The sequence below is a fragment of the Streptomyces acidicola genome (assembly GCF_009377235.1).
GTDB classification, from domain to species: Bacteria; Actinomycetota; Actinomycetes; order Streptomycetales; family Streptomycetaceae; genus Streptomyces; species Streptomyces acidicola.
Genome location: NZ_VMNX01000058.1, coordinates 13,058 through 37,228, shown reverse-complemented (window position 1 = coordinate 37,228; position 24,171 = coordinate 13,058). Strand labels below are relative to the sequence as shown.

The following is a 24,171-nucleotide window of genomic DNA, read 5'->3' as shown; positions in this document are numbered from 1 at the left end:
AGAAGAATGTTCCTTCAAGAGTGGGCGAAACCACGAGCCTAACAATTCAACGACGGAAGGGGGAGGACATAAGCCACCAGAATTACGTCATCGCAGGTCAGCGCCGTAGGCGCCGGAGGTTCAGTCGGCGTGGCAGCCCAGCAGTTCGGCCGAGGTGCCACGAGTCGTGGTACGGAGCGTGACGACCTTGTCGATACGGGTGGCGTCACCGTCGAAGCGGAAGTCCGCCCGGCCGACCTCGGCGCCGTTCTCGGCCTGGGAGCGCACGGTGCAGTAGCCGCTCGCATCCGCGTCCTTGCGCACCTCCAGGTGCACCTTGACCTCACTGGCCGAGGTGTCGAAGGCGATCACCTCTGCGCTGATCTTGTTGCCGCCGACGTAGTAGGAGGCGAACCAGCCGATGAGGACGAGCAGGCCGGTGCCCAGCACCGCCCCGATGATCTTGAGCTTGCGGTCGGCGCGCTCGTCCGCGGAGCGGCCGTACCGGCCCTCGGGCAGCTGCGTGCTCGCCGTGCTCATGATCATCCTCTCGGAAAGGCCCGGACCAAGGTCCTGAATGGGACCCCGGGGACCGGCCCCGGAATTTTTCGTCCCCCGATTCGGTCACTATAGAAGTCGCCCGACACCCGGGGTCACGCCGGGGCGAGTCACACCAGTCACCGAGTTCAGAGCGGGCGCCGACTTACGAGGGAATGAGTCTTGACTGACCAGCTGCGACTGATGGCCGTGCACGCGCACCCCGACGACGAGTCGAGCAAGGGTGCCGCCACCATGGCGAAGTACGTGTCCGAGGGGGTGGACGTGCTGGTGGTGACCTGCACAGGCGGGGAGCGCGGCTCCATCCTCAACCCCAAGCTGCAGGGCGACACATACATCGAGGAGCACATCCACGAGGTACGCAAGAAGGAGATGGACGAGGCGCGCGAGATCCTCGGCGTCACGCAGGAGTGGCTCGGCTTCGTCGACTCGGGGCTGCCCGAGGGCGACCCGCTGCCGCCGCTGCCCGAGGGCTGCTTCGCCCTGGAGGACGTCGACAAGGCGGCCGGCGAACTGGTGAGGCAGATCCGCTCGTTCCGCCCGCAGGTGATCACGACCTACGACGAGAACGGCGGGTACCCGCACCCCGACCACATCATGACCCACAAGATCTCCATGGTGGCGTTCGAGGGGGCGGCCGACACCGAGAAGTACCCGGAGGGGGAGTTCGGCCCCGCCTACCAGCCGCAGAAGCTCTACTACAACCAGGGCTTCAACCGCCCGCGCACCGAGGCGCTGCACCAGGCGATGCTGGACCGCGGCCTGGAGTCGCCCTACGGGGACTGGCTCAAGCGGTGGGACGAGTTCGAGCGCACCGAGCGCACGCTCACCACCCACGTCCCCTGCGCCGACTTCTATGAGATCCGCGACAAGGCGCTGATCGCACACGCCACCCAGATCGACCCCGACGGCGGCTGGTTCCGGGTTCCCATGGAGCTCCAGAAGGAGGTCTGGCCGACGGAGGAGTACGAGCTGGCGAAGTCACTCGTGGACACCTCCCTCCCCGAGGACGACCTCTTCGCGGGCATCCGCGACAATGCATGACATGAGCGCAAGCCTTGCACTGACACACCTCGTCCCCCTCGCCAAGGAGCTGGACGAGGACAAGGTCACCCCCGGCGTCCTCGGCTTCATCGTGTTCGCGGTGATGGCCCTGGCGGTATGGGGCCTGATGAAGTCCATGAGCAAGCACATGGGCAAGGTCGACTTCGAGGAGGCATCGGACGACAAGCCGGGTGCCTCCGGCAAGGCGGCCGCCGAGGCCGCGGGCAAGGCCTCGGGCACGCCCAAGCCACAACAGGGCTGAGCCCGGGCCACAACAGGGCTGAGCCCAAGCCACAGCCGGGCTGAACTCGGGCCCCGTTGCCCTGTCGTCGAACTCCCTCACCCACTGCCTGAAGGGTGCGGGAGGCCTCACCCACCCCCGAGTGTGACGACAGGGCACGGCGGGTCACCGGCCGACAGGGCCCGGCGACAGCTGTCACTTCCGGGCCGCCACCGGCACCCCCATGACCTCGCGGGCGTGCCGGTCCGGCACCATCCCCAGGGTCCAGGCCCGCCACCCGGCGTCCAGATCGACCCCGCGTTCCAGGAGCAGCTGGTACGCGTCCACGTACTCGTCGAGCTTGCTGTCGCGCAGAGGGTGCGTGGCGCGGGACAGCTGGGTCAGTTCCTCCTGGGCGACCGCGGTGCCGATCTCGACACCGCCCGGCGCCGCGTACGGCAGCAGGGTGCACCTCAGGAACCTGGCCCAGTCCTCGCCCCGGAGATCGCCGTACGAGGCGAAGAGCGACACGGCGTCGTCGCACAGGGACAGGGCCTGCTGGGTGCGGGCGTTGCCGGCGTCGACCACTGCCAGCTCCAGGCAGGTCCACGCCTCGCCGTGGGCGACGCCGACGCGCTGGAAGTCGGCGCGGGCGTCGACCAGCAGCTGGCGGGCGAAGCCCGAATTGCGCAGCGAACCCGTCTGGACGGCTCGCTGGTCGCGCGTCACACGGGCCGAGTGGTGGCGGGCGCAGGCGAGCCCGTACACGTCCCGCATGCGCGAGAACATCGTCCTCGACCGCTCCAGCTCCCGGACCGCCTGGTCCAGATTGCCCGCCTCCTCCAGCGCCTGACCCAGGTAGTACACCGACCAGGCCACGCCGCGGGCGTCCTCGTTGTCCTGATGGCGTGCCGTCGCCTGGCGCAGGCTGTCGACCGCGGCGGACGCGTCGCCGGCGACCAGGCGGGCACGGGCGAGCTGGGTCATGGCCCAGGCCTCGCCGCGGGCGTCGCGGGTGCGGCCGTACAGATCCAGGGCCGTGCGCAGATCCGCCTCCGCGCCCGGCACGTCACCCATCCGCAGTTTCAGCTGGCCGAGCTGGAAGTGCGCCCACGCCTGGCCGTGCACCGACTCGCCCTCGCCGTGCAGCACCAGGGACCGGGTGAGGAGATCGAGGGCCTCCGCCAGCCTCGCCCGGTCCCGCTCCACCGCCGCCAGCGCGTGCATCGTCCAGGCCCGGTCCACGGACAGCTCCGGCGCCGCCTGAAGGTCCAGGGCCTCCCGGAGCTTCGCCGCCGCCTCGGTCAGGTTGCCCTGGTGATGGAGCGTGATGCCGAGGGAACACAGAGCGCGGGCCGCGCCCGCGTCGTGGTGCGCCTCCATGTAGAGGTCGACGACGGAGGACAGGGTGGTGCGGGCCTGGTCCAGTTCGCCGAGCTGGCGGGCCGCGATACCCGTACGCCACTGGACCGAGCGGACCAGCAGACCCTGGTCGACCGCGCGGGCCAGCTCGCTGATCTCACCCAGGCGGTACAGGTCGCCGCGCAGCAGGCAGTAGTCGCACAGGGCGCCCAGCAGGTTCAGTACGGCCGCCTGGTTCACGCCCTCCGTGTGCCGCAGGGCGGCCGTGATGAAGCTGGACTCGTCGTCCAGCCAGCGCAGCGCCTCGTCGAGCGAGGTGAAGCCGTGCGGACCGAAACGGTCCGAGCGGGTCGACATCTTGCCGTCGACCAGGCGGAGCACCGAGTCGGCGAGCTCCGCGTACGTGACGATCAGACGCTCATGGGCCGCCGTCCGCTCCGCCGGTTCCTCCTCGTCCAGCAGGCGGGCCTGGGCGAAGGCGCGGACCAGGTCGTGGAGCCGGTACCGGTTGCCCCGTACGTGGTCGATCAGGCCCGCGCGGGCGAGTGCCGTCAGATGCCGGGTGGCCTCCGGCTCACTCGTGGCCAGCAGCGAGGCCGCCGCGGCGGCGCCCAGCGACGCCCGTCCCGCCAGGGCCAGGCGCCGCAGCAGCCGCCGCGCCGGGTCGGGCTGGTCGGTGTACCGCAGCCAGAGGGCGCGTTCGATGGGCTCCACCGGGCCGTACGCGCCCAGGTCCGTGGCCAGTCGGCGGGGCGTGCGCGTCCCGAGGGACGAGCCCGCGACGCGCAGAGCCAGGGGGAGGCCGCCGCACAGCTCCCGTATGCGCTCGGAGGACTGGGCGTCGTACGGGGCCGACTCGTCCTGCGCTGCCGCGTCCAGCAGTTCCTCCGCGCCCGCCTCGTCGAGCGCCTCGACCGGGAGCTGGTGCACCCAGGCGGGAAGGTCGGCGGGCAGATCGAGGGGTTTGCGCGTGGTGACCAGGACGAGGCTGTCGGAGCGGTCGGGGACGAGGGTGCGGACCTGCTCGGGGTCCGAGGCGTCGTCCAGGATGATCGTGACCGGCAGGCCCGTCACGTGCTGGTGGTACAGCTCGCTCAGCCGCTTGACCTGCTGGTCGGGGGAGGAGCGCTCGCGGAAGAGGAGCTGTTCACGGGGCGCGCCCAGACGGTTCAGCAGGTGCAGCAGGGCGTCCCGGGTGGACAGCGGCGGCTCTCCCGCGCCGTCACCGCGCAGGTCCACCACGCACGCGCCGCGGAACTGGTCCTTCAGATCGTGGGCCGCGCGCACGGCGAGCGTCGTACGGCCCGAACCGGGAGCGCCGTGCAGCACGACCACGGTCGAACGGGTCTCGGTACTGGCCCGCGCGGCCTGCACCCACTGCCGGACCCGGGCCATCTCCGTACGTCGCCCCGCGAACGGGCCGTCCGCATCGGGCAGTTGCCCGAACGACTGCTCCAGCACGCTTCTCCTGCGCGCCGCCGCGCTCTTGTCGGTACGGCGCAGCTGGGGCGCGCCCTTCTTCGCGCCGGCGCTCGTGCTCGCGCTCAGGACGCGCTGCTGGTCCAGGAACGGGCGGATGCCGCGCACCTCCAGGGCGGTCAGCCATTGGAGCCGCAGCTGTTCGGGACCGCCGGGCTGGCCCAGCGCCCCGGCACGGTGGTGGGCAGCCGGGAAGTGGGCGGCGGTCACCTTCAGGACGGTGGCCGCCGCGCCGACGACGCCCACCGTGACACCGGCGCCGAGGGCGGTGCCGGCGCCCGTGCCGAGGGCCAGGTCGGCGACGGCCGCCGCGACCGCGGCCACGCCCGCGACCATCAGGGGGGTTCCGGCGCCCTCCTTGGCGTACCGCTGCGCGAAGGTGACCTGACCGGCCCCGGCCTCGTCGAGGGCACGGGTGTAGGCCTCGTACTCCTCGGCGGCCGCCTGAGCCATGGCGTCGAGCGCGCCGCGCGCCCGCGAGAGCAGTACGCCGCCGTCCGTACGGCCGCCCGACCGCCGGACCTCTTCCTCCACCGCCCTCGCCAGCAGTCGCTCGGCCTCCACCCGATGGCCGTCCCGCATGACACGTCCCCCTCGCTCGCAGCAACGGCTTTCCGTGGGTCAAGTGTGCTGCGGAAGGAGCGCGGAGGCGAGAGGGCGCGAAAACGTTGGCGGGGGGCGTGAGTTCGGGGCGGTCGGGGCCGTAGTGGGCGGTGCACGCTGATCTTGAACGTGTGATCGCGGGATTGCGTGACTCATGGGCCTACGAGGCGTTGTACGAGACGACGCTAAGACTTGCGTTCTCATCTGGCTCTGGTGTTCGTGACGAGGAGGTCCGGTGCAGCTGCGCTACGCGTTGAGGAGGCCAATTCGGTACCTACTTCCCCCGTCCCGTGGGACGCCAGTGGAAGGGAGCCGGTCAGAGATGAGTGAGCCGGTTTGCGTCGATCCCTGAGGAGACTCCTTAGGGTGGAGTCGTAGCGGTCGGGCGGAGAGTGCCTGGTCAATCCCGGGGAAGGTGCATCCACAAAGTGTCCAACCGACTGGCCCACGAGACGTCTCCCTACCTTCTCCAGCACGCCGACAACCCCGTCGACTGGTGGCCTTGGTCGGAAGAGGCCTTCGAAGAGGCGCGCAGGCGGGATGTGCCGGTGCTGCTCAGCGTCGGCTATTCGAGTTGTCACTGGTGTCACGTCATGGCTCGCGAGTCCTTTGAGGACGAGGCGACGGCGGCGTACCTCAATGATTGTTTCGTGAGCGTCAAGGTCGACCGCGAGGAGCGACCTGACGTGGACGCGGTGTACATGGAAGCGGTACAGGCCGCTACTGGTCAGGGTGGCTGGCCTATGACGGTGTTCCTCACGCCGGACGCTGAACCGTTTTATTTTGGAACGTACTTCCCGCCCGCCCCCCGCCACGGCATGCCCTCCTTCCGTCAGGTCCTGGAAGGCGTACGGGCCGCGTGGGCCGACCGGAGGGACGAGGTCGCCGAGGTCGCCGGGAAGATCGTGCGGGACCTGGCCGCGCGGGAGCTGACGTACGGCCCGATGGAGGTGCCGGGCGAGGAGGAGATCGCGCAGGCGCTGCTGGGGCTCACCCGGGAGTACGACGCCTCCCGCGGCGGGTTCGGCGGGGCGCCCAAGTTCCCGCCCTCCATGGTCATCGAGTTCCTGCTGCGGCACCACGCCCGGACCGGCTCCGAGGGTGCCCTGCAGATGGCGCGGGACACCTGCGAGCGCATGGCCCGCGGTGGCATCTACGACCAGCTCGGGGGCGGGTTCGCGCGGTACTCGGTCGACCGGGACTGGGTTGTGCCCCACTTTGAGAAGATGCTCTACGACAATGCTCTTTTGTGCCGCGTCTATGCCCATCTCTGGCGCGCCACCGGCTCCGAGCTGGCGCGCCGGGTCGCCCTGGAGACCGCCGACTTCATGGTGCGCGAGCTGCGGACGAACGAGGGCGGGTTCGCCTCCGCGCTCGACGCCGACAGTGAGGACGGCAGCGGCAGGCATGTCGAGGGTGCCTACTACGTGTGGACCCCGGACCGGCTCGCCGAGGTGCTCGGGGACGACGACGCGCAGCTTGCCGCGCACTACTTCGGCGTCACCGACGCGGGCACCTTCGAGCACGGGCAGTCCGTCCTGCAGCTTCCGCAGTACGAGGGTGTGTTCGACGCCGACCGGGTCGAGTCCATCAGGCGGCGGCTCCTCGACGCGCGCTCCACGCGCCCCGCTCCCGGCCGTGACGACAAGGTGGTCGCCGCCTGGAACGGGCTCGCCGTGGCCGCGCTCGCCGAGACCGGCGCGTACTTCGAGCGCCCCGACCTCGTCGAGGCCGCGCTCGCCGCCGCCGACCTCCTCGTACGGCTGCACCTCGACGACCACGCACGGCTCTCCCGGACCAGCAAGGACGGGCAGGTCGGAGGCAACGCAGGCGTGTTGGAGGACTACGCGGACGTCGCCGAAGGGTTCCTCGCGCTCGCTTCCGTCACCGGAGAGGGCGTCTGGCTCGAATTCGCCGGGTTCCTGCTCGACCATGTGCTGACCTCGTTCACCGACGAGGAGTCGGGCGCCCTGTACGACACGGCGGTTGACGCCGAACAGCTCATCCGGCGGCCCCAGGACCCCACCGACAACGCCACCCCGTCCGGGTGGAGCGCGGCCGCCGGGGTCCTGCTCGGGTATGCGGCCCACACCGGCTCCGCACGCCATCGCACCGCAGCCGAGCGGGCGTTGGGTGTGGTGAAGGCCCTCGGGCCGCGTGCGCCTCGCTTCATCGGGTGGGGGCTCGCGACGGCCGAAGCGCTGCTCGACGGGCCGCGGGAGATCGCCGTCGTGGGTCCGGCCGCCGGCCATCCGGGCACAAGGGCCCTGCACCGCACGGCACTTCTGGGCACGGCGCCGGGCGCGGTCGTCGCCGTGGGGACTCCGGACAGTGACGAACTGCCGTTGCTGGCCGACCGTCCCCTCGTCGGCGGTGAACCGACCGCTTACGTCTGTCGCAACTTCACCTGCGACGCCCCAACGACCGACGCGGACCGCCTCCGGGCGGCGCTGAGCGGCTGAAACACCAGGCGAAAGCGGTTGCAGAACCAGGTCGAATGGGCTTGTGTTCGGATACTTCGGACTACGCGGGTGACCGATCGGAAACAGTCTATTTATCGGAAGTGCTCCCGGGCTTCACATTTTCCCCCTAGTCTCTGCACGGGGACGCGACGGGGGTCGCTCGCACTGGTCGAGTGACGCCCCTGTCGCGACAGGGGGTTTCGGAGATCTGGGGGGATCTTTGCTGACGTCTGTCTTCATCGCTGTCGTTTCGTTCGCCCTGTTCTGGATGGCGGCGTTCACCTTGTGGTGGCAGATGCACGCGTGGCGCACGCCCGAGGTGCTGGCCTCCACCCGGTTCAGCAGACCGGACGGGGACGAGCACGTCTCCTTCTCGCTGTTGCTGCCGGCGAGACACGAGCAGGCCGTGCTCGACCACACCGTCCAGCGCCTGCTGGAATCCACACACACGGACTTCGAGATCATCGTCATCGTCGGGCACGACGACCCGGAGACCACCGAGGTGGCCCGGAAGGCGGCGGACCGCGACCCGCGCGTCCGCGTCGTCGTCGACACCCACGAGAAGAAGAACAAGCCGAAGGCCATGAACACGGCGCTGCCGCACTGCCGCGGCGACGTCGTCGGGGTCTTCGACGCCGAGGACCAGGTCCACCCGGAGCTGCTGGCCCATGTCGACCACGCGTTCCGCTCCACCGGCGCGGACGTCGTCCAGGGCGGCGTGCAGCTCATCAACTTCCACTCCAGCTGGTACAGCCTGCGCAACTGCCTGGAGTACTTCTTCTGGTTCCGGTCGCGGCTCCACCTGCACGCCCAGAAAGGGTTCATTCCGCTCGGCGGCAACACCGTCTTCGTACGGACGGGCGTCCTGCGCGACGCCGGCGGGTGGGATCCCCACTGCCTGGCCGAGGACTGCGACCTGGGCGTCCGGCTGTCCAGCGCCGGCAGAAAGGTCGTCGTCGCGTACGACTCCGAGATGGTCACCCGCGAGGAGACCCCCAGCAGCCTGATGTCGCTGATGAAGCAGCGCACCCGCTGGAACCAGGGCTTCCTCCAGGTCTACCGGAAGCGGGACTGGAAGCAACTGCCCGGCTTCGGCCAGCGGTTGCTCGCCCGCTACACCCTCATGACGCCCTACCTTCAGGCGGTCTCGGGTGTGGTCATCCCGCTCAACGTGGCCATCGCGCTCTTCCTCGACGTGCCGGTGGGCATCGCCTTCGTCACCTTCCTGCCGGCCGTCACCGCTCTCGTCACCTTCGTCTTCGAGATCGTCGGACTGCACGACTTCGGCAAGCAGTACGGCCTGCGTGTCGGCTTCGGCCACTACCTCAAGCTCATCGTGGGTGGGCCCTTCTACCAGGTGCTCCTCGCCGGGGCAGCCGTCCGCGCCGTATGGCGTGAGCAACGCGGCCGCACCGACTGGGAGTTGACCAGCCACGTCGGTGCACATCTCGCGCACGTGAACCGAGAGGACGTTCCTGCGTGACCTCCACCCTTCCCGCGGTGACCGGAGCCAAGGTCCCCGCGCAGCGGACAGCTGTGCCATCACCCGGTTCGACCCGTCGAACAACATCGCCGGAGCGCCTGCGCGGCTCGCGCCCCGACCTCGTCCTGTGCGCTGTCCTCCTGGTGGCGATCCTCGTCGTCCAGGGCTGGAACATCGCCGACTACCCGACCCTCAGCGACGACGAGGGCACCTACCTCGCCCAGGCCTGGGCCGTCCAGGAGGGCCGGGGCCTCGCCCACTACACGTACTGGTACGACCACCCGCCGCTCGGCTGGATCCAGATAGCCGTGCTGACCTGGATCCCGGCGCACTTCGCCCCCGGGTCGATGACCGTCGGCTCGATGCGGGCGACGATGCTGGTGATCAGCGCGGTCAGCGCCGTCCTCGTCTACGTCCTCGCGCGCCGCCTGTCGCTGCCGCGCTGGGCCGCCGGCCTCGGCATGGTCCTGTTCGGGCTCTCCCCGCTGTCGGTGGTCCTCCAGCGGGAGATCTTCCTCGACAACCTCGCGGTGATGTGGACGCTGCTCGCGTTCTGCCTGGCCGCCTCGCCGAGCCGCCACCTCTGGCACCACTTCGGCGCCGGGATCGCGGCCGCGACGGCGGTCCTCACCAAGGAGACGATGCTCATCGTGCTGCCCGCGGTGATGGTCACCATGTGGCGGCACAGCCACCGCGACACCAGGAAGTTCGCCCTCACCGGCGCCATCACCGCGTGCGCGCTCATCGGTGTCTCGTATCCGCTGCTCGCCCTGCTCAAGGGAGAGCTGTTCCCGGGCCCGGGACACGTCTCGCTCTGGGACGGGATCGAGTACCAGATGACCCGACCCGGCTCGGGCTTCGTCCTCGACCCGGGCTCCGGCTCCTACGCGGTGCTCCAGTCGTGGCTGTACTACGACCGGGTGCTGCCCGTCGGCGGACTCGCCGCCGCGCTGCTGCTCCTGGTCACCTGGCGCTGGTCGGTGACCGCGCGGGCGCTCGCCGGACCCGCGCTCGCCGTGGCGATCCTCGCCGCGATGGCCCTGCGGCCCGGCTACCTGCCCGCGATGTACGTCATCCAGGCGCTGCCGTTCCTCGCCCTGGTCCTCGCGGGCGGCACCGGGAGCGTCGCCCACGCGGTACTGCGCCGTGGGCGGCGCACGGACGAGCGCACGTACCTCACCTGGGGGCGGTACGCGGTGGCGGCGGCGCTCGTGGGCGCCTCGGCCGCGTACGTCGTCCCGCGCTGGTACGACGGCAACCGCACCGCGGTGACCGCCGACGCCAACGCCCCCTACCGGGCCGCCGCCGAGTGGCTGGGCAGCGAGGTGGACAACCCGGGGAAGGCCCGGGTGCTCGTCGACGACGCGCTCTGGCTCGACCTCGTGCACGAGGGCTACAAGCCGGGCCTCGGCGTCATCTGGTTCTACAAGGCCGACCTCGACCCCGCGGTGACGAAGACGATGCCGCGCGGCTGGCGCGACCTCGACTACGTGGTCGCCTCGCCGACGGTACGGCGCGACGCGGTCGACCTGCCCAACGTCAAGGCCGCGATGGAGCATTCGACGCCGGTCGCCACCTTCGGCACCGGCGAGGACCGGATCGAGATCCGTCAGATCCAGGCCGCGGGAGGCGACCGATGAGCGGCTACGAGTCCACCGTCCCCGACGAGCTGGGCGATCCGGCCGTACGCGGCGCCGAGGTCCCCGAGCCCGGTGCCGTCACCATCGTCGTCCCCACCTTCAACGAGTCCGGCAACGTACGGGAGCTGCTGCGCCGGATCACCGAGTCGGTGCCCGGCAGGCTGCCCTGCGAGGTCGTCTTCGTGGACGACTCCACCGACGACACCCCCGAGGTGATCTCCAAGGTCGCGCAGGACTGCCCGTTCCCCGTCACCGTGCTGCACCGCGACGAACCGGTGGGCGGGCTCGGCGGGGCGGTCGTCGAGGGGATGAAGGCGGCCACGTCCGACTGGATCGTCGTCATGGACGGCGACCTCCAGCACCCGCCGTCCCTGGTGCCGGAGCTGGTGGCGACGGGCGAGCGGGCCGCCGCCGGACTGGTCGTCGCGTCCCGTTACATCAAGGGCGGCAGCCGCGCCGGGCTCGCGGGCAGCTACCGCGTCGCCGTCTCACGCGCGGCGACCTGGCTGACCAAGTCCCTCTTCCCGCGCCGGCTGCACGGCATCAGCGACCCGATGAGCGGCTTCTTCGCCATCCGCCGCAGCGCCGTCACGGCCGCGATCCTCCAGCCGCTCGGCTACAAGATCCTCCTGGAACTGGCCGTGCGCAGCCGTCCGCGCCAGGTCACCGAGGTGCCGTTCGTCTTCCAGGACCGGTTCGCGGGGGAGTCCAAGTCGACCGCGTGGGAGGGCCTGCGGTTCCTGCGCCACCTCGCCGGGCTGCGCACCGCCTCGCCCGTCGCCCGCATGGTGGCCTTCGGTCTGATCGGCGCCACCGGCTTCGTACCGAACCTGCTCGGCCTGTACGCACTCACCGCGCTCGGCATTCACTACCTACCGGCCGAGATCCTCGCCAACCAGCTGGGGGTGGCCTGGAACTTCTGCCTCGTCGAGCACCTGCTGTTCAGAGAACGGCGCCGGCACCGGGCCCGCTGGGACCGTGTCGGCCGCTTCGCCCTGCTCGCCAACGCCGATCTCGTGCTGCGCATCCCGCTGATCGCGCTGCTGGTCGGCCAGTTCGGGATGGGCGTGCTGCCCGCCACCGCGCTCGCACTGGTGACGACGTTCGTCCTGCGCTTCGCCGGCACCGAAGCGCTGGTCTATCTGCCGCGCAGGAACAAGGCCGGGCGCGGGAGCCGCACACCAAGGAGCCGCACACCAAGGAGAACCGCATGAGAGTTCGGGTCGGACCGAAACTCCGGATGAGACCGACGCGGAGAACATCGTTGCTGGGCGTGGGCGCGCTCGCCGCGGGCCTGCTGCTCGCCGTACCCCAGCCCGCGTCCGCCGCCAACCTGGTGAAGAACCCCGGCTTCGAGACCGCCGGCACCGGTGACATGCCCTACTGCTGGGAGAAGTCCGGCTGGGGCGACAACGACGTCACCTACTCCACCGTCGCCGACGCCCACTCCGGCTCCAGGGCCATGAAGGTCGAGCTGACCCGGCGCGTCGACGGCGACCGCAAGGTGCTGATCACCGAGTCGACCGAGTGCGCACCGGTGGTCACGGTGGGCAGGCAGTACGACCTGTCGCTCTGGTACAGGTCGACCACCCCCGACACCGCGGTCACCCTCTTCCGGCACGACGCCACGGCGGGCTGGCAGTACTGGACCGACCTCAAGACGCTGGAGCAGGCGGGCACCTGGACCCGGGCCTCGGTGCGCACGCCGGTCGTCCCGGCCGGCACCGACCGCATCACCTGGGGCGTCTCGGTGTACGGCACCGGGTCCGTGACCACCGACGACTACACGATGGAACAGGTCGCCGACCCCGTCCCCGAGCCGACCTGCACGGGCACGGCCGAGGAGTGCGCGAACGGCAAGTGGGACGTCCTGCCCACGCAGAACCCCGTCCGCTCCATGCACTCGGTCGTCCTCAGGAACGGCAAGGTGTTGCTGATCGCGGGCTCGGGCAACAGCGAGACGATGTTCGAGGCGGGCACGTTCACCTCGGCGGTCTACGACCCGGTGGCCGGCACGTACAAGGTCATCCCCACGCCCAAGGACATGTTCTGCGCCGGGCACGTCCAGCTCGACGACGGGCGTGTGCTCGTGATGAGCGGCAACAAGGCGTACCCGGTCGCGGGCGGGCACGGCTACGAGGGCTACAAGGACTCGTACGTCTTCGACCCGGTCACCGAGGCCTACAGCAAGACCAACGACATGAACGACGGCCACTGGTACCCGTCGGCCACCGCACTCGGCAACGGTGACGTCATCTCGTTCGGCGGGCTGCGCGAGGACTCCTCCGGTTCGGTGACCACCGAGCTGTGGTCGGACGCCGAGCAGCAGTGGCAGCCGCTGTGGAAGGTCAACCAGACCTGGTCGTTCTGGGGCCTGTACCCGTCGATGATCCTCATGCAGGACGGGCGGCTCTTCTACTCGGGCAGCCACGTCTTCGGCAACAACATCCCCGGCACCGGCTCGGCGGTCTACGACTACGACGCGAACACGGTCACCCAGATCCCCGGCCTGCAGAACAAGGACGAGCGCGACCAGTCCGCGAGCGTGCTGCTGCCCCCGGCCCAGGACCAGAAGGTCCTCACGATCGGCGGCGGCAACATCGACTCCAACCCCGAGGCGAACCGCCTCACCGACGTCATCGACCTGAAGGCCGCGAACCCCTCGTACGTCGCGGGCCCGCCGCTGCCGCAGGGCACCGTCGACGTCGGTGCCGGTCCGGTCCCGCAGACCGGCAGCCAGGGCAAGATGTACGTCTCCGCCGTACTCCTGCCGGACGGCAAGGTCCTGGAGACGGGCGGCGCGCTGCACAACCGGGCCGATCCGGTGTACGAGTCGTCGATCTACGACCCGGCGACGAACACCTTCGACCCGGTGGCCGCCGATCCCGAGGCCCGTGGCTACCATTCGTCCGCGTTCCTGCTGCCCGACGGCCGGGTGATGGCGACGGGCGACAACCCGGGCAACGGCACGTGGAACCACGACGTGTCCCTCTACACGCCGCCGTACCTCCTCAAGGGCCCACGCCCGACGATCACCTCGGTCATCGACACCGAGTGGCAGTACGGCGACACGCAGCGCATCACTGTCGACCGTCCCATCGCCAAGGCGGAGCTGATCCGTCCGGCCGCGGTGACGCACTCCTCCGACCCGAACCAGCGCTTCGTGGACCTGCCCCTGTCGGTGGACGGCAACAACGTCGACCTGAATGTGACGAGCAACCCCAATCTGGCGCCGCCCGGCTGGTACATGCTCTTCGCGGTCGACGCGAACGGTGTGCCGTCGGTGGCGAAATGGGTCCACCTCCAGGGCCCGTCGGCGCTGGCCGCGGCCACCACGCCCGATGCCCACGTCCACTCCTTCGCCGACTCCCTGACGGGCAAGGTCACGGGCCCCGGCAAGAAGCGCACGTCCCAGAAGGTCAGCACCACGATCTCCGGCTGCGACCGCCACTACGGCTCCGCCAACGTGTGTGTGCCGACGGCCTTCCCGCCGGAGGTCAAGGACACGACGAAGGCGCGTTGTACATGGCTGAAGGAGCACGACTACGGGCGCCTGAAGGTGAACGGAAAGGATGATCCCCTCGGGCTGGACCCGAACGGGGACGGGCTGGCGTGCGGAAGGGCGGATGTGAGGAAGCGATAACGTCCCGTCAGGGGGCCGGCTCTTTTTCCGCTACCCGAATTCCTCGACGGCGCGCACCACGATCGTCTCCAGCTGATCGTGGTGCGCGCCCTTCCAGTACGCCCGCCCGCACTCCTGGCACTGCGCGAACACGTCGTACGACCGCTGCGTCCCGCCCTCCAGCTGGTCCACGACGTCGTCCTTCGCCGCCTCCTTGAGGAGCCCGTTGCAGGCGGTGCACCGCGTCCAGGGCCGCAGCTCGGGTGCGAACCGGTCCAGTACGTCCCGGAGTTGCTCATCCGGGCGTGTGCTGTACACGAACGCCCCGGCCCACAGTTCGCGGCGCCGCAGCAGCCCCCGGTCCCGGCTGAGCATGACGCGCCGCTCGGCGGCGGAGCGCGCCGCGAGGGCGGGGTCGCCGATGTCGGTGGACTCGTAGGCCGCGTCGACGCCGAGGAGGCGCAGCCGGCGGGCGAGGGTGCCGAGGTGGACGTCGAGGAGGAAGCGGAGCGGGGCGCCGGGGACACGCTGGGGGCGAGGGACGGGCCGCACCTCCACGGTCTCGCCCGGACCGGGGACGTGGGAGACCGGTACCTCACGGCCGTCGACCACCAGCGCGCCGACCTCGGTCAGGGGGGCGCCCAGTGACTCGATGACGTGGCCGAGCGTCGAGACGCCGTCGGTGACGACCTTCGTGGCGCCCCTCCGTCGCCCCTGCGGGAGGAAGAGTCCCAGCTCGGGGGCGAACTCGACGTGGATCTCCGGTCCGTTCACCCGGTCAGGATGTCATGGCTGTGGTGCGGCAGGCCCGTGTATTTCGGGTGCCCCGGGGGCCTCGCCGGGTGGAACGCCCGGGCCATGGTCCGGGCCGTCGTCCGGTGGCCGGCGGGCAAGGTCTCTGAAAGTGCTGAGGGTGCGGTCGACCAGGTTGAGCACGTCGTCCCGGTAGTCGCGTTCGGCCCAGTAGAGCACCGCTTCGAGGAGGGCGGACACCAGCCCCATCGCGTAGACCCGTACCTCCAGGTCGTCCGGGGCGCGTCCGGTGCGGTCCGCGATCGCCCGGCACAGCAGGCGACCCGTGACGGACATGCTCTCCATGGCGCGGGAACGCACCGCGGGCACCGACACCATCAGCCCGGTGCGGAGCTTCATCTCCTCGTGTACGTAGTCCGGGGTGTCGGCCACCTGCATGGCCATCGATCGCCGGATCGCCCACCGCACCGACTCCAGCACCGGCTCGTCCGCGGGACGCGACCGCAGCAGGTCCTCCACCAGGACGTCGTACTCGTCCGTGATGATGATGTCCTCCTTGGTGGGGAAGTACCGGAAGACGGTGCTGGGAGAGACCTCGGCCTCCTCGGCGATCTGCTCGACGGTCGTCGCCTCGTACCCCTGTTCCTTGATGAGCCGATAGGTGGCGTCCCTGATCGCGGTCCGTGTCTTGAGCTTCTTCCGCTCCCGCAGGCTCAGCCGGCGCTCCGCCTCCGGGAGTCGCCGGGCCGCGTCCGGAACAGGGGTTCGTGCCGTGGTCATGTCCTTCATTGTCGGCCATGGGCCTGCCGGGGAGCCAGATCCGGAGTTTCGCCGTCCATCGCCGGGGCCGGTTCGGGGGCTTCGCCCGGTCGCTGGTTCGGCAGCAGTACCGCCGTCAGGAGGGCGGCCACCAGGGCCGCGATGCCGCAGACGACGAGGACCGTGGACATGCCGTCCACGTACGCGGAGTCGGCGGAGCGGGCGAGGGCCGGCAGTCCGAGCTGTTCGGCGACCGCGTGGGCGCCGGTCAGTGAGGCACGCGCCGCGTCGGCCGCCTCGGCCGGGAGGCGGGCGGTGTCGACGCGGTCGCCGTAGGTCCCGGCGACCAGGCTGCCGAGCAGCGCGATGCCGATCGCGCCGCCCACCTGGCGCAGCGTCATCAGCAGACCGGAACCACTGCCCGCCTCCTCGGCGGGAATACCGCCGAGCGCGGCGTCCATCGCGGGCACCATCGCGAGACCGAAGCCCATGCCCGCGACCGTCAGCCACAGCGCGGTGAACCCGTAGCCGCCGCCGGTCTCGGTGCGCGAGCCGAGCAGCGCGGCGAAGCACAGCACCGCCAGGCCTGCGGTGACGACCGGGCGGGGACCCGCGCGCACCACCAGGAGTGTGCTCAGCCGCGCGGAGACCATCAGGCCGCCCATCATCGGCAGCAGCCGCAGTCCGGTGCCGAACGCGTCGGTGCCGCCGACCTCCTGGAGGTAGGTCGGCAGCATGAACAGCAGACCGGAGAAGACGAACGTGCCGAGCGTCGCGGCCAGGGTGTTGAACAGGAAGCCGCGGTGCCTCAGGAGCCGGATGTCGAGCATCGGCCGTACGGCGCGCCGCTCCCGTACGACGAGGGCGGCGAGCAGCAGAGCGGACAGCGTGAACGAGCCGATGACCTCGGGGCTGCCCCAGCCGCGCCCGGGCGCCTCGATGATGCCGAAGACCAGTGCGCCGAGGCCGAGGGCGCTGTACGCGGTGGACAGTACGTCGACCTTGGGCGAGGAGGGGTCGCGGGACTCGGGGAGCAGGAAGACGCAGGCGGCGATGCCGATCGCGACCATCGGCACGTTGATCAGGAAGATCGAGCCCCACCAGTAGTGGTCGAGCAGCACACCGCCGACGAGCGGTCCGAGCGGCATGCCCGCCGCCATCGAGGCGGTGACGGCGGCGACGGCCTTGCTGCGTTCCTCGGGGCCGAACATCGACGGCAGTACGGACAGTCCGAGCGGGATCACCAGCGCGGCGCCCACACCCATCACTGCGCGGGCGGCGATGACCGGCCCGGGTGTGTCGACGAGGGTGCCGAACACGGCGCCGGCGAGGAACACGCCGAGTCCCGCGATCAGCATCCTGCGCCGCCCGAAGCGGTCGCCGAGCAGTCCGGCGGGCAGCATCAGCGCCGCGAACACCACGATGTACGCGTCCACGATCCACTGGAGTTCGCCCGTACTCGCTCCGAGCTGCCCGGCCATCGTCGGGAGCGCGACGTTCAGGATCGTCATGTCGAAGCCGAGCACGAGCATGCTGGCGACCAGTGCGCCGAGGGCCCACCAGCGGCGGGGATCACGGCGCTGGTCCTGTGCGTGCGTGACAGTAGCCATGAAATGAGAGTAACTCTCAAAAGATGGTGAGTGTCAATGTGGAGGGCGGTCGCTCACTGTCATGGCCGGCGCCGCCCTGACATGCGAAATGGCCGCGGCTTCGAAGCCGCGGCCACTGAGGAGGAACTGTTCGGGAGGAGGGGGCGTCCGGAAGGGGCGTCTGGAGGGTCAGGCGTGCTGATAGGCCACCAGTGAGATGCCCACGTAGTGCACGACGAACGCAGCGAGGGTGAAGGAGTGGAAGACCTCATGGAAGCCGAACCAGCGCGGTGACGGGTTCGGGCGCTTCATCCCGTAGATCACGCCACCCGCGCTGTAGAGGAGGCCGCCGACGATCACCAGGACGAGGACGGCGATCCCTCCGGTGCGCAGGAAGTCGGGGAGGAAGAAGACGGCGGCCCAGCCCATCGCGATGTAGCAGGGGGTGTAGAGCCAGCGTGGGGCCCCGATCCAGAACACGCGGAAGACGATGCCCGCCAGCGCGGCACCCCAGATGCCCCACAGTAGCCACTGTCCCTTGCTGTCGGGCAGGAGCAGCAGGGTCAGCGGTGTGTAGGTGCCCGCGATGATCAGGAAGATGTTGGCGTGGTCCAGGCGGCGCAGCACGGCGTCCATGCGCGGGCTCCAGTCGCCCCTGTGGTAGAGAGCGCTGACTCCGAAGAGCAGGCAGGCCGTCAGGACGTAGATACCGCAGGCCATGCGTGCCCGCGGCGAGCTCGCGAGCGCGGTGAGCACCAGGCCCGCGACGATCACGGCCGGGAACATGCCCGCGTGCAGCCAGCCGCGGAGTCTCGGCTTGACCGGATGCGACGAGGAGAGCGCGGCAGGACCGCGGTCGGCGACCGGCGTGTCCGTGTGCGCGTCGGAGGCGGACGCAGTCATGTCCGCATCGTACCTACGCAGCCGTAAGTGATGTATCAGTCTGACCGGTTGGGCGCCCAGGAGTGGCGATGTTCTCATGGCGGGCCCGAATTCGGGATACCCGTGGTGAAGCGCCCGTGACGCGTCGAAACCAGGTGGGCGAATTCTACCAAGTGGTGATGCTCACGCCGCTCAGGTGTGAGGCCCACTGGACATATGCGCAGATGCGTCGGATGATCAAATGAGTGCGGTCGGCACCGGATGAGCGCCAAGCGGTCCAGACCGTGAAGCATCCGGGTCGCGGCCCCCAAGGGGCACCCAACAAAAAATCCCTCGTTTTAGGAGCAATCGTGGCGCGCGACATCGCGGCTCCCCCGAATACCGTCCCCACCAGCCACCAGGAACTGGTCGCGTGGGTGGACGAGATAGCCGAACTGACGCAGCCGGACAACGTGGTCTGGTGTGACGGATCCGAAGCCGAGTACGACCGGCTCTGTGCGGAGCTTGTCGAAAAGGGCACCTTCAAGAGGCTCGACCCGATCAAGCGCCCCAACTCCTACTACGCGGCCTCCGACCCGACCGATGTCGCCCGGGTCGAGGACCGCACGTTCATCTGCTCCGAGCGGGAGGAGGACGCCGGCCCGACCAACCACTGGAAGGCCCCCGCCGAGATGCGGCAGGTGTTCCAGGGCAGCGACGGGGACGGTGGCATCTTCCGGGGCTCGATGCGGGGGCGGACGATGTACGTCGTGCCGTTCTGCATGGGCCCGCTGGGCTCGCCGCTCTCCGCGATCGGCGTCGAGATCACCGACTCCGCGTACGTGGCGGTGTCCATGCGCACCATGACCCGTATGGGACAGCCGGTGCTGGACGAGCTGGGCTCCGAGGGCTTCTTCGTGCGTGCCGTGCACACGCTCGGGGCGCCGCTGGAGCCGGGCCAGGCGGACGTGCCCTGGCCGTGCAACAGCACCAAGTACATCTCGCACTTCCCCGAGACCCGCGAGATCTGGTCGTACGGCTCCGGCTACGGCGGCAACGCGCTGCTCGGCAAGAAGTGCTACGCCCTGCGCATCGCGTCCGTGATGGCGCGGGACGAGGGCTGGCTGGCCGAGCACATGCTGATCCTCAAGCTCACCCCGCCCACCGGTGAGCCGAAGTACGTGGCTGCGGCCTTCCCCTCGGCGTGCGGCAAGACGAACCTCGCCATGCTGGAGCCGACGATCTCCGGCTGGACGGTCGAGACGATCGGCGACGACATCGCCTGGATGCGGTTCGGCGAGGACGGGCGTCTGTACGCCATCAACCCCGAGGCGGGCTTCTTCGGGGTCGCGCCCGGCACGGGCGAGCACACCAACGCCAACGCGATGAAAACGCTGTGGGGCAACTCGGTCTTCACGAACGTCGCGCTCACCGATGACAACGACATCTGGTGGGAGGGCATGACGGAGGAGACCCCGGCGCACCTCACGGACTGGAAGGGCAACGACTGGACGCCGTCCTCGGACACCCCGGCGGCCCACCCCAACGCCCGCTTCACCGTCCCGGCCTCGCAGTGCCCGATCATCGCGCCCGAGTGGGAGGACCCGAAGGGCGTGCCGATCTCGGCGATCCTGTTCGGTGGCCGTCGCGCCACTGCGGTGCCGCTGGTGACGGAGTCCTTCGACTGGAACCACGGCGTGTTCCTCGGCGCGAACGTGGCGTCGGAGAAGACCGCGGCGGCCGAGGGCAAGGTCGGCGAGCTGCGCCGCGACCCCTTCGCGATGCTCCCCTTCTGCGGCTACAACATGGGCGACTACATGGGCCACTGGGTCGATGTCGCCAAGGGCAAGGACCCGGCCGCGCTGCCGAAGATCTACTACGTCAACTGGTTCCGGAAGAACGACGAGGGCAAGTTCGTCTGGCCGGGCTTCGGTGAGAACAGCCGCGTCCTGAAGTGGATCGTGGACCGGCTGGCCGGCCGGGCCGAAGGTGTCGAGACCCCGATCGGCATCCTGCCGACGAAGGAGGCCCTCGACACGAACGGACTCGACCTGTCCGACTCGGACCTGGCCTTCCTCCTCACCGTCGACAAGGAGGTGTGGCGTGAGGAGGCCGGGCTGGTTCCCGACCACCTCAACACCTTCGGCGATCACACGCCCAAGGAACTGTGGGACGAGTACCACGCCCTGGTGCAGCGCCTGGGCTGACGCCCCCTCGCTCCGTGGCCGGCTATGACCCGCCCTGACCTGCGATGTCACCTTGGCCGGTCGCGGTGACGCAACACCGGGAAACCCGGGGCTCGTACAAAGGCGTGCGAGCCCCGGGGTGGGCCCCGGCGTTTGAAGAGCGGGGGCGGCGGGGCGAGGCAACCGCCACCGCCACCGCCAAGCGCCCCGCTACCCCGACCGGCCCTCCAGATAGCGCGTGTGCGACTCCTGCCTCCGGGCCTCGGTGTCCCGCAGTGCGGCCGCCAGCCTCGTGAGCTCCTCCTGGAGTGCGGAGAGCTGGCGCTCCAGGTGATGCTCGGGCGGATCCGTCCCCGGCGACAGCCGGGTCCACCACCGGGTCCGTACGAAGGTGTCGACCGCCTCGGGTACGTCTTGCCGCACGGCCCTGGACAGGGCGTGCATGCCCTCCGGGTCCTGCGCGAGGACCTCGGCGACCCAGCCGGGGTCGAGGAGGGCCGTGAGCAGGTCGGTCAGCTCGGCGAGACGGCCGGAGGCGGCGGGCGGCAGTTCGATGTCCGCCAGATAGTCGCGGAGCCGGCCGAAGTCGGCGCGCACCTCGTCGAGCTGGGCGGACGGGTCCGGGAAGTCCGGCAGGGGCGGGCGTTCGGGCGGGGCGATCAGGGCGCCCGCGCCGTACAGGCCGACGACCACGACCGGCCAGTACACGCCCGCGACTCCGGTGAAGGTCAGCGCGAGCCCGACGAGCCCGAGGGCGCTGCCGGTGAGGTTCTTGCGGGACTCGACGTACCCGAGGAACTTACTGGTAGCCACGGATCTCCTCGAAGGCGCCGTCCAGTGAGCCCTGCTGGGCGTCGAAGAGGCGGCCGCCGGTCAGGTCGGCGATGTGCTCCAGTTCCGCCCGGTCGGAGTCGCCGAAGAGGATGGGGAAGACGGGGATGTCCCGCTGGTGGCCGGTGAGCCGGGCGTAGAAGTCGTCGAACTCCTCCGGGCCCGCGCCCGCCGTGTTCTCGCCGTCCGTCATCAGCACGACCGACGTGAACGTGTCCCGGTCGGCTGCGCCGAGGCGCTCGTACGCCTTCTCCAGCGAGGTGTAGATCGCTGTGTCGCCGGAGGCACTGAGCCTGCGGGTGTCCGCACGGATGCCGTCGAGCCCGGCCCCCGGGTCCTCGGGCCGTACGACATGGGTGCGCACGGACTTCACCTCCGACCCGAACGGCATCAGCGTCACCTCCTCCCGGTCCCGGAACTCGCTGGTCAGCTCGGTGAGAGCGGTCTTCAGCCGGTCGAGGCGCTCGCCCTCCATGGAGCCCGAGGTGTCCAGGACGTACACGGTGCGGGAGGGGCGGCGCAGCTCGTTGTCGTACGCGTCGAGGAGCCCGTCGGCGACGGAACGGGCGCCCGGGAAGGGCAGTTCGCGCCGTCTGCCGCTGTCGAGCCCCGGCCCGAGCGGCACGGAGGCGACGACCGGGCGGCGCAGGGTGCGGTCGGTGATGAGCCGCTGGATCTCCGGGGTGCGCAGGGCCTCGGTGAGACGGCGGACGTCGTCGCGGACCTCCTGGCCCGTGGACGCGAGCGAGGAGAGCGGGTAGTCGGCGGTGACCACCCCGTCACGCGGGCGGATCACCGTCAGGTCCTTGCGGGCCTTCAGTACCGACTCGTAGTTGAGCAGCGCGTCGACGTCACCGCGCCGGTCGTACGCCTGAGCCAGCCAGCCCGACGACCCCGACGTCAGCTGCTGCCCCTTGAAGAACTCCTTCAACTTCGGTGTGGCTTTCTCCACGTCCGCGTCGGTGAGCGCGGACTGGGCTCCGGACAGGCCCGACGCCACCGAGATGAGGGTGGAGAAACCGGAGTTGGAGCGGGAGGGGTCCGTCATGCCGTAGGTCAGCTTGCCGTCGGCGACCGCCTCGTCGATGTCCGACCAGGTGACGTCGTCCGGCTTCCAGCCCAACTCCCGTACGGTCCCCGGCTCCACACCGATCGCGACCGGGCTGGACATCACCGGCGTCTCGGACACGATCTGCTTCGCGGCCTCCGGACGCAGGCGCAGATAGTCGTTGGAGGAGAGCCAGAGAGCGTCGTACCTCTCCTTGGCCCTGCCCTCGGCGAGCAGGTCGACCGCGTCGAGGGTGCCCGTGTAGGTGGGGCGGACCTTGATGCCAGTGTCTTTCTCCACCTGCTCGAACACCGCTGTCATGTCGGCGAGTTCGCTGGAGGCGAGAACGCGGAGGGTGCCGGGGACGGGCTTGCCCGGGTCGCTGGGTGCCTGCTCCTCGGCCGTGCAGGCGGTGAGGAGGGCCGCCGCCGCGGCGAGAGTGACGGCGAGCGCTGTCGTACGTCCTTTCGTACGTCCTCTTTGCCGTGTTCTCGGCCGTGTTCCGCGCGTCATCCGAGCCCTCCCTCCAGCGCGCCCTGCGAGCGGCTGCGCTCCAGGTACGCCGTGGCGTGCTGGAGTTCGGAGGTGAGGGACTCGACGGTGGCGGCCATCGTCTCGGTGGCCTGGACCTTGTAGGTGTCGATGGCGTCGAGGGTGCGGTAGATCTGCTGGAAGGCGGAGCGCAGGGTCTCCGCGCCCACGGCCGGGTCGGCGGCGATGCGCTGGATCTCGCCGCTCTGGGTGGCGAGCATCTCGGCGTTCCCGCGGATCAGGTCCTCGGTCGTGCCGCGCAGGGCGTTCACCTGGTCGACGACCTTGCGCTGGTTGTCGAGCGCGGAGGCAAGCATGACGGAGATCCGCAGAGCCGAGACCGTGGTCGTGGCGGCCCGGTCGACGCCCTTGATCAGCTCGTCGTTGTTGCGCCGTACGACGGCCATGGCCAGATAGCCCTGGGCACAGACGGCGAGCTGGGTGAGCAGGTCCTGGTGCTTCTGCCGGACAGGGAAGAGCACGTCGGCGCGCAGGGCGTCGGCCTGCACGGGGTCCGTCGTCTCCACGCCCGCGATGTGCTGCTCGACGGCCGTGTCCAGGGCCTGGGTGAGGACGACGTACTCCTGGAGCTTGCCCATGGACTCCCAGAGGCGGACCCGTTCGGTCCCCAACGCGGCGTTGTCGCGGCGGAGTTCGTCCTGCCCGCCGCGCAGCGAGCCCACGATCTTGTTCAACGTGCCCTGCGCCGAGGCGTACTTGGCGACGTGATCGCGTAGCTTGTTGCCGCCCGGCAGCCGGGAGAGGAACCTGCGCCCCTTCGCGGCCGGCAGGTCACGCGGGTCCAGGTCCTCCACCACCCGGCGGAGTTCGACGAGCGAGCCCGCCACCTGCGACTGGGCGTCCTCGCCCTTGGACGGCAGGGAGCGGACGGTGCGCTCCAGCATGCGGTTGGACTGCGCCGCCGCGGTCCGTATCTCACCGGCGCCCAGGGCAGTGATCTCGCCGACCTTGCCGGCGAACTCGGGGGAGCGGGCGTCGAGAGCGGCGAGCCCCCGCACGTACTCGGCGGCCTTGCGCTCCATGTCCGTACGGACCCCGTCGTCGACGGGGACGAGCCCGCCGGCCTTCTCCCGGGGCACGGGAGTGACGGCCTCGGGCGGTGTGAGTATGAAGGTGTCGTTGTCTGTGGTCACGTGCTGC

17 protein-coding genes are annotated in these 24,171 nt (G+C 70.1%); 8 read left to right on the top strand and 9 right to left on the bottom strand.

Annotated elements, in window-relative coordinates; genetic code table 11:
• Positions 1–120 precede the first annotated feature (120 nt).
• The gene (locus FPZ41_RS17730; RefSeq protein WP_152863736.1) at positions 121–519 is read right to left on the bottom strand and encodes a DUF4307 domain-containing protein; all 399 of its coding nucleotides are present in this window, start codon (positions 517–519) and stop codon (positions 121–123) included.
• Positions 520–720: 201 nt separating this feature from the next.
• On the opposite strand from FPZ41_RS17730, the gene mca reads away from it, so the two are divergent.
• A complete protein-coding gene (gene mca / locus FPZ41_RS17725) occupies positions 721–1,581 on the top strand; it encodes a mycothiol conjugate amidase Mca (RefSeq protein WP_194236125.1) in 861 nt (286 codons plus the stop codon).
• Between the two features lies 1 nt (position 1,582).
• Positions 1,583–1,843, top strand: a complete 261-nt coding sequence (locus tag FPZ41_RS17720) for a hypothetical protein (protein ID WP_152863732.1) — start codon at positions 1,583–1,585, stop codon at positions 1,841–1,843.
• Between the two features lie 174 nt (positions 1,844–2,017).
• Here the strand turns inward: FPZ41_RS17720 and FPZ41_RS17715 are convergent, their stop codons facing one another.
• On the bottom strand, positions 2,018–5,224 hold the full coding sequence (locus tag FPZ41_RS17715) for a tetratricopeptide repeat protein (protein ID WP_152863730.1): 3,207 nt from the start codon (positions 5,222–5,224) through the stop codon (positions 2,018–2,020).
• A 449-nt stretch (positions 5,225–5,673) separates the two neighbouring features.
• Here FPZ41_RS17715 and FPZ41_RS17710 point away from each other — a divergent pair, with 449 nt between their 5' ends.
• The 5 genes from FPZ41_RS17710 to FPZ41_RS17690 all read left to right on the top strand — a co-directional run bounded on the left by FPZ41_RS17710 (position 5,674) and on the right by FPZ41_RS17690 (position 14,473).
• Complete coding sequence (locus tag FPZ41_RS17710; RefSeq protein WP_322620369.1) at positions 5,674–7,707, top strand: thioredoxin domain-containing protein; 2,034 nt, start codon at positions 5,674–5,676, stop codon at positions 7,705–7,707.
• Positions 7,708–7,927: 220 nt separating this feature from the next.
• Complete coding sequence (locus FPZ41_RS17705) at positions 7,928–9,190, top strand: glycosyltransferase (RefSeq protein ID WP_152863728.1); 1,263 nt, start codon at positions 7,928–7,930, stop codon at positions 9,188–9,190.
• On the top strand, positions 9,187–10,830 hold the full coding sequence (locus FPZ41_RS17700) for an ArnT family glycosyltransferase (protein WP_322620368.1): 1,644 nt from the start codon (positions 9,187–9,189) through the stop codon (positions 10,828–10,830). Before FPZ41_RS17705 ends, FPZ41_RS17700 begins: the two co-directional genes overlap by 4 nt.
• Entirely contained in the window at positions 10,827–12,044 is a 1,218-nt protein-coding gene (locus tag FPZ41_RS17695; protein WP_152863724.1) for a glycosyltransferase, read from the top strand. Before FPZ41_RS17700 ends, FPZ41_RS17695 begins: the two co-directional genes overlap by 4 nt.
• A 26-nt stretch (positions 12,045–12,070) precedes the next feature.
• Positions 12,071–14,473 (top strand): galactose oxidase-like domain-containing protein, encoded by a 2,403-nt coding sequence (locus FPZ41_RS17690; protein WP_194236124.1) that lies wholly within the window; start codon positions 12,071–12,073, stop codon positions 14,471–14,473.
• Between the two features lie 30 nt (positions 14,474–14,503).
• On the opposite strand, the gene FPZ41_RS17685 is transcribed toward FPZ41_RS17690, so the two are convergent.
• The 4 genes from FPZ41_RS17685 to trhA form a co-directional block, all read right to left on the bottom strand.
• A complete protein-coding gene (locus tag FPZ41_RS17685) occupies positions 14,504–15,226 on the bottom strand; it encodes a Mut7-C RNAse domain-containing protein (RefSeq protein ID WP_322620367.1) in 723 nt (240 codons plus the stop codon).
• Between the two features lie 12 nt (positions 15,227–15,238).
• Positions 15,239–15,985 (bottom strand): TetR/AcrR family transcriptional regulator, encoded by a 747-nt coding sequence (locus tag FPZ41_RS17680; protein ID WP_152863721.1) that lies wholly within the window; start codon positions 15,983–15,985, stop codon positions 15,239–15,241.
• A 5-nt stretch (positions 15,986–15,990) separates the two neighbouring features.
• Positions 15,991–17,574 (bottom strand): MFS transporter, encoded by a 1,584-nt coding sequence (locus tag FPZ41_RS17675; RefSeq protein WP_152863719.1) that lies wholly within the window; start codon positions 17,572–17,574, stop codon positions 15,991–15,993.
• A 168-nt stretch (positions 17,575–17,742) separates the two neighbouring features.
• Positions 17,743–18,456 carry a PAQR family membrane homeostasis protein TrhA gene (gene trhA, locus FPZ41_RS17670; RefSeq protein WP_152863717.1) on the bottom strand — a complete coding sequence of 238 codons (714 nt, stop codon included), beginning with the start codon at positions 18,454–18,456 and terminating at the stop codon, positions 17,743–17,745.
• A 329-nt stretch (positions 18,457–18,785) separates the two neighbouring features.
• Between trhA and FPZ41_RS17665 the strand changes: the two genes are divergently transcribed.
• Entirely contained in the window at positions 18,786–20,621 is a 1,836-nt protein-coding gene (locus FPZ41_RS17665; protein WP_322620366.1) for a phosphoenolpyruvate carboxykinase (GTP), read from the top strand.
• A gap of 189 nt (positions 20,622–20,810) precedes the next feature.
• Here FPZ41_RS17665 and FPZ41_RS17660 read toward each other — a convergent pair whose 3' ends face one another.
• From FPZ41_RS17660 to FPZ41_RS17650, 3 genes are read right to left on the bottom strand one after another with little or no spacing between them, the layout of a single operon-like run.
• Positions 20,811–21,413, bottom strand: a complete 603-nt coding sequence (locus tag FPZ41_RS17660) for a hypothetical protein (protein WP_322620365.1) — start codon at positions 21,411–21,413, stop codon at positions 20,811–20,813.
• Positions 21,400–22,992: a substrate-binding and vWA domain-containing protein gene (locus FPZ41_RS17655; RefSeq protein WP_152863715.1), complete on the bottom strand. Its 1,593-nt coding sequence runs from the start codon at positions 22,990–22,992 to the stop codon at positions 21,400–21,402. Before FPZ41_RS17655 ends, FPZ41_RS17660 begins: the two co-directional genes overlap by 14 nt.
• Entirely contained in the window at positions 22,989–24,164 is a 1,176-nt protein-coding gene (locus tag FPZ41_RS17650; RefSeq protein ID WP_322620364.1) for a toxic anion resistance protein, read from the bottom strand. Before FPZ41_RS17650 ends, FPZ41_RS17655 begins: the two co-directional genes overlap by 4 nt.
• Positions 24,165–24,171: the final 7 nt, after the last annotated feature.

Bases quoted from the DNA above. Each gene is read 5' to 3' on its own strand.
- FPZ41_RS17730 (WP_152863736.1), bottom strand. From the start codon at position 519: ATGAGCACGGCGAGCACGCAGCTGCCCGAGGGCCGGTACGGCCGCTCC.
- mca (WP_194236125.1), top strand. From the start codon at position 721: ATGGCCGTGCACGCGCACCCCGACGACGAGTCGAGCAAGGGTGCCGCC.
- FPZ41_RS17720 (WP_152863732.1), top strand. From the start codon at position 1,583: ATGAGCGCAAGCCTTGCACTGACACACCTCGTCCCCCTCGCCAAGGAG.
- FPZ41_RS17715 (WP_152863730.1), bottom strand. From the start codon at position 5,224: ATGCGGGACGGCCATCGGGTGGAGGCCGAGCGACTGCTGGCGAGGGCG.
- FPZ41_RS17695 (WP_152863724.1), top strand. From the start codon at position 10,827: ATGAGCGGCTACGAGTCCACCGTCCCCGACGAGCTGGGCGATCCGGCC.
- FPZ41_RS17690 (WP_194236124.1), top strand. From the start codon at position 12,071: ATGAGACCGACGCGGAGAACATCGTTGCTGGGCGTGGGCGCGCTCGCC.
- FPZ41_RS17680 (WP_152863721.1), bottom strand. From the start codon at position 15,985: ATGACCACGGCACGAACCCCTGTTCCGGACGCGGCCCGGCGACTCCCG.
- FPZ41_RS17675 (WP_152863719.1), bottom strand. From the start codon at position 17,574: ATGGCTACTGTCACGCACGCACAGGACCAGCGCCGTGATCCCCGCCGC.
- trhA (WP_152863717.1), bottom strand. From the start codon at position 18,456: ATGACTGCGTCCGCCTCCGACGCGCACACGGACACGCCGGTCGCCGAC.
- FPZ41_RS17655 (WP_152863715.1), bottom strand. From the start codon at position 22,992: ATGACGCGCGGAACACGGCCGAGAACACGGCAAAGAGGACGTACGAAA.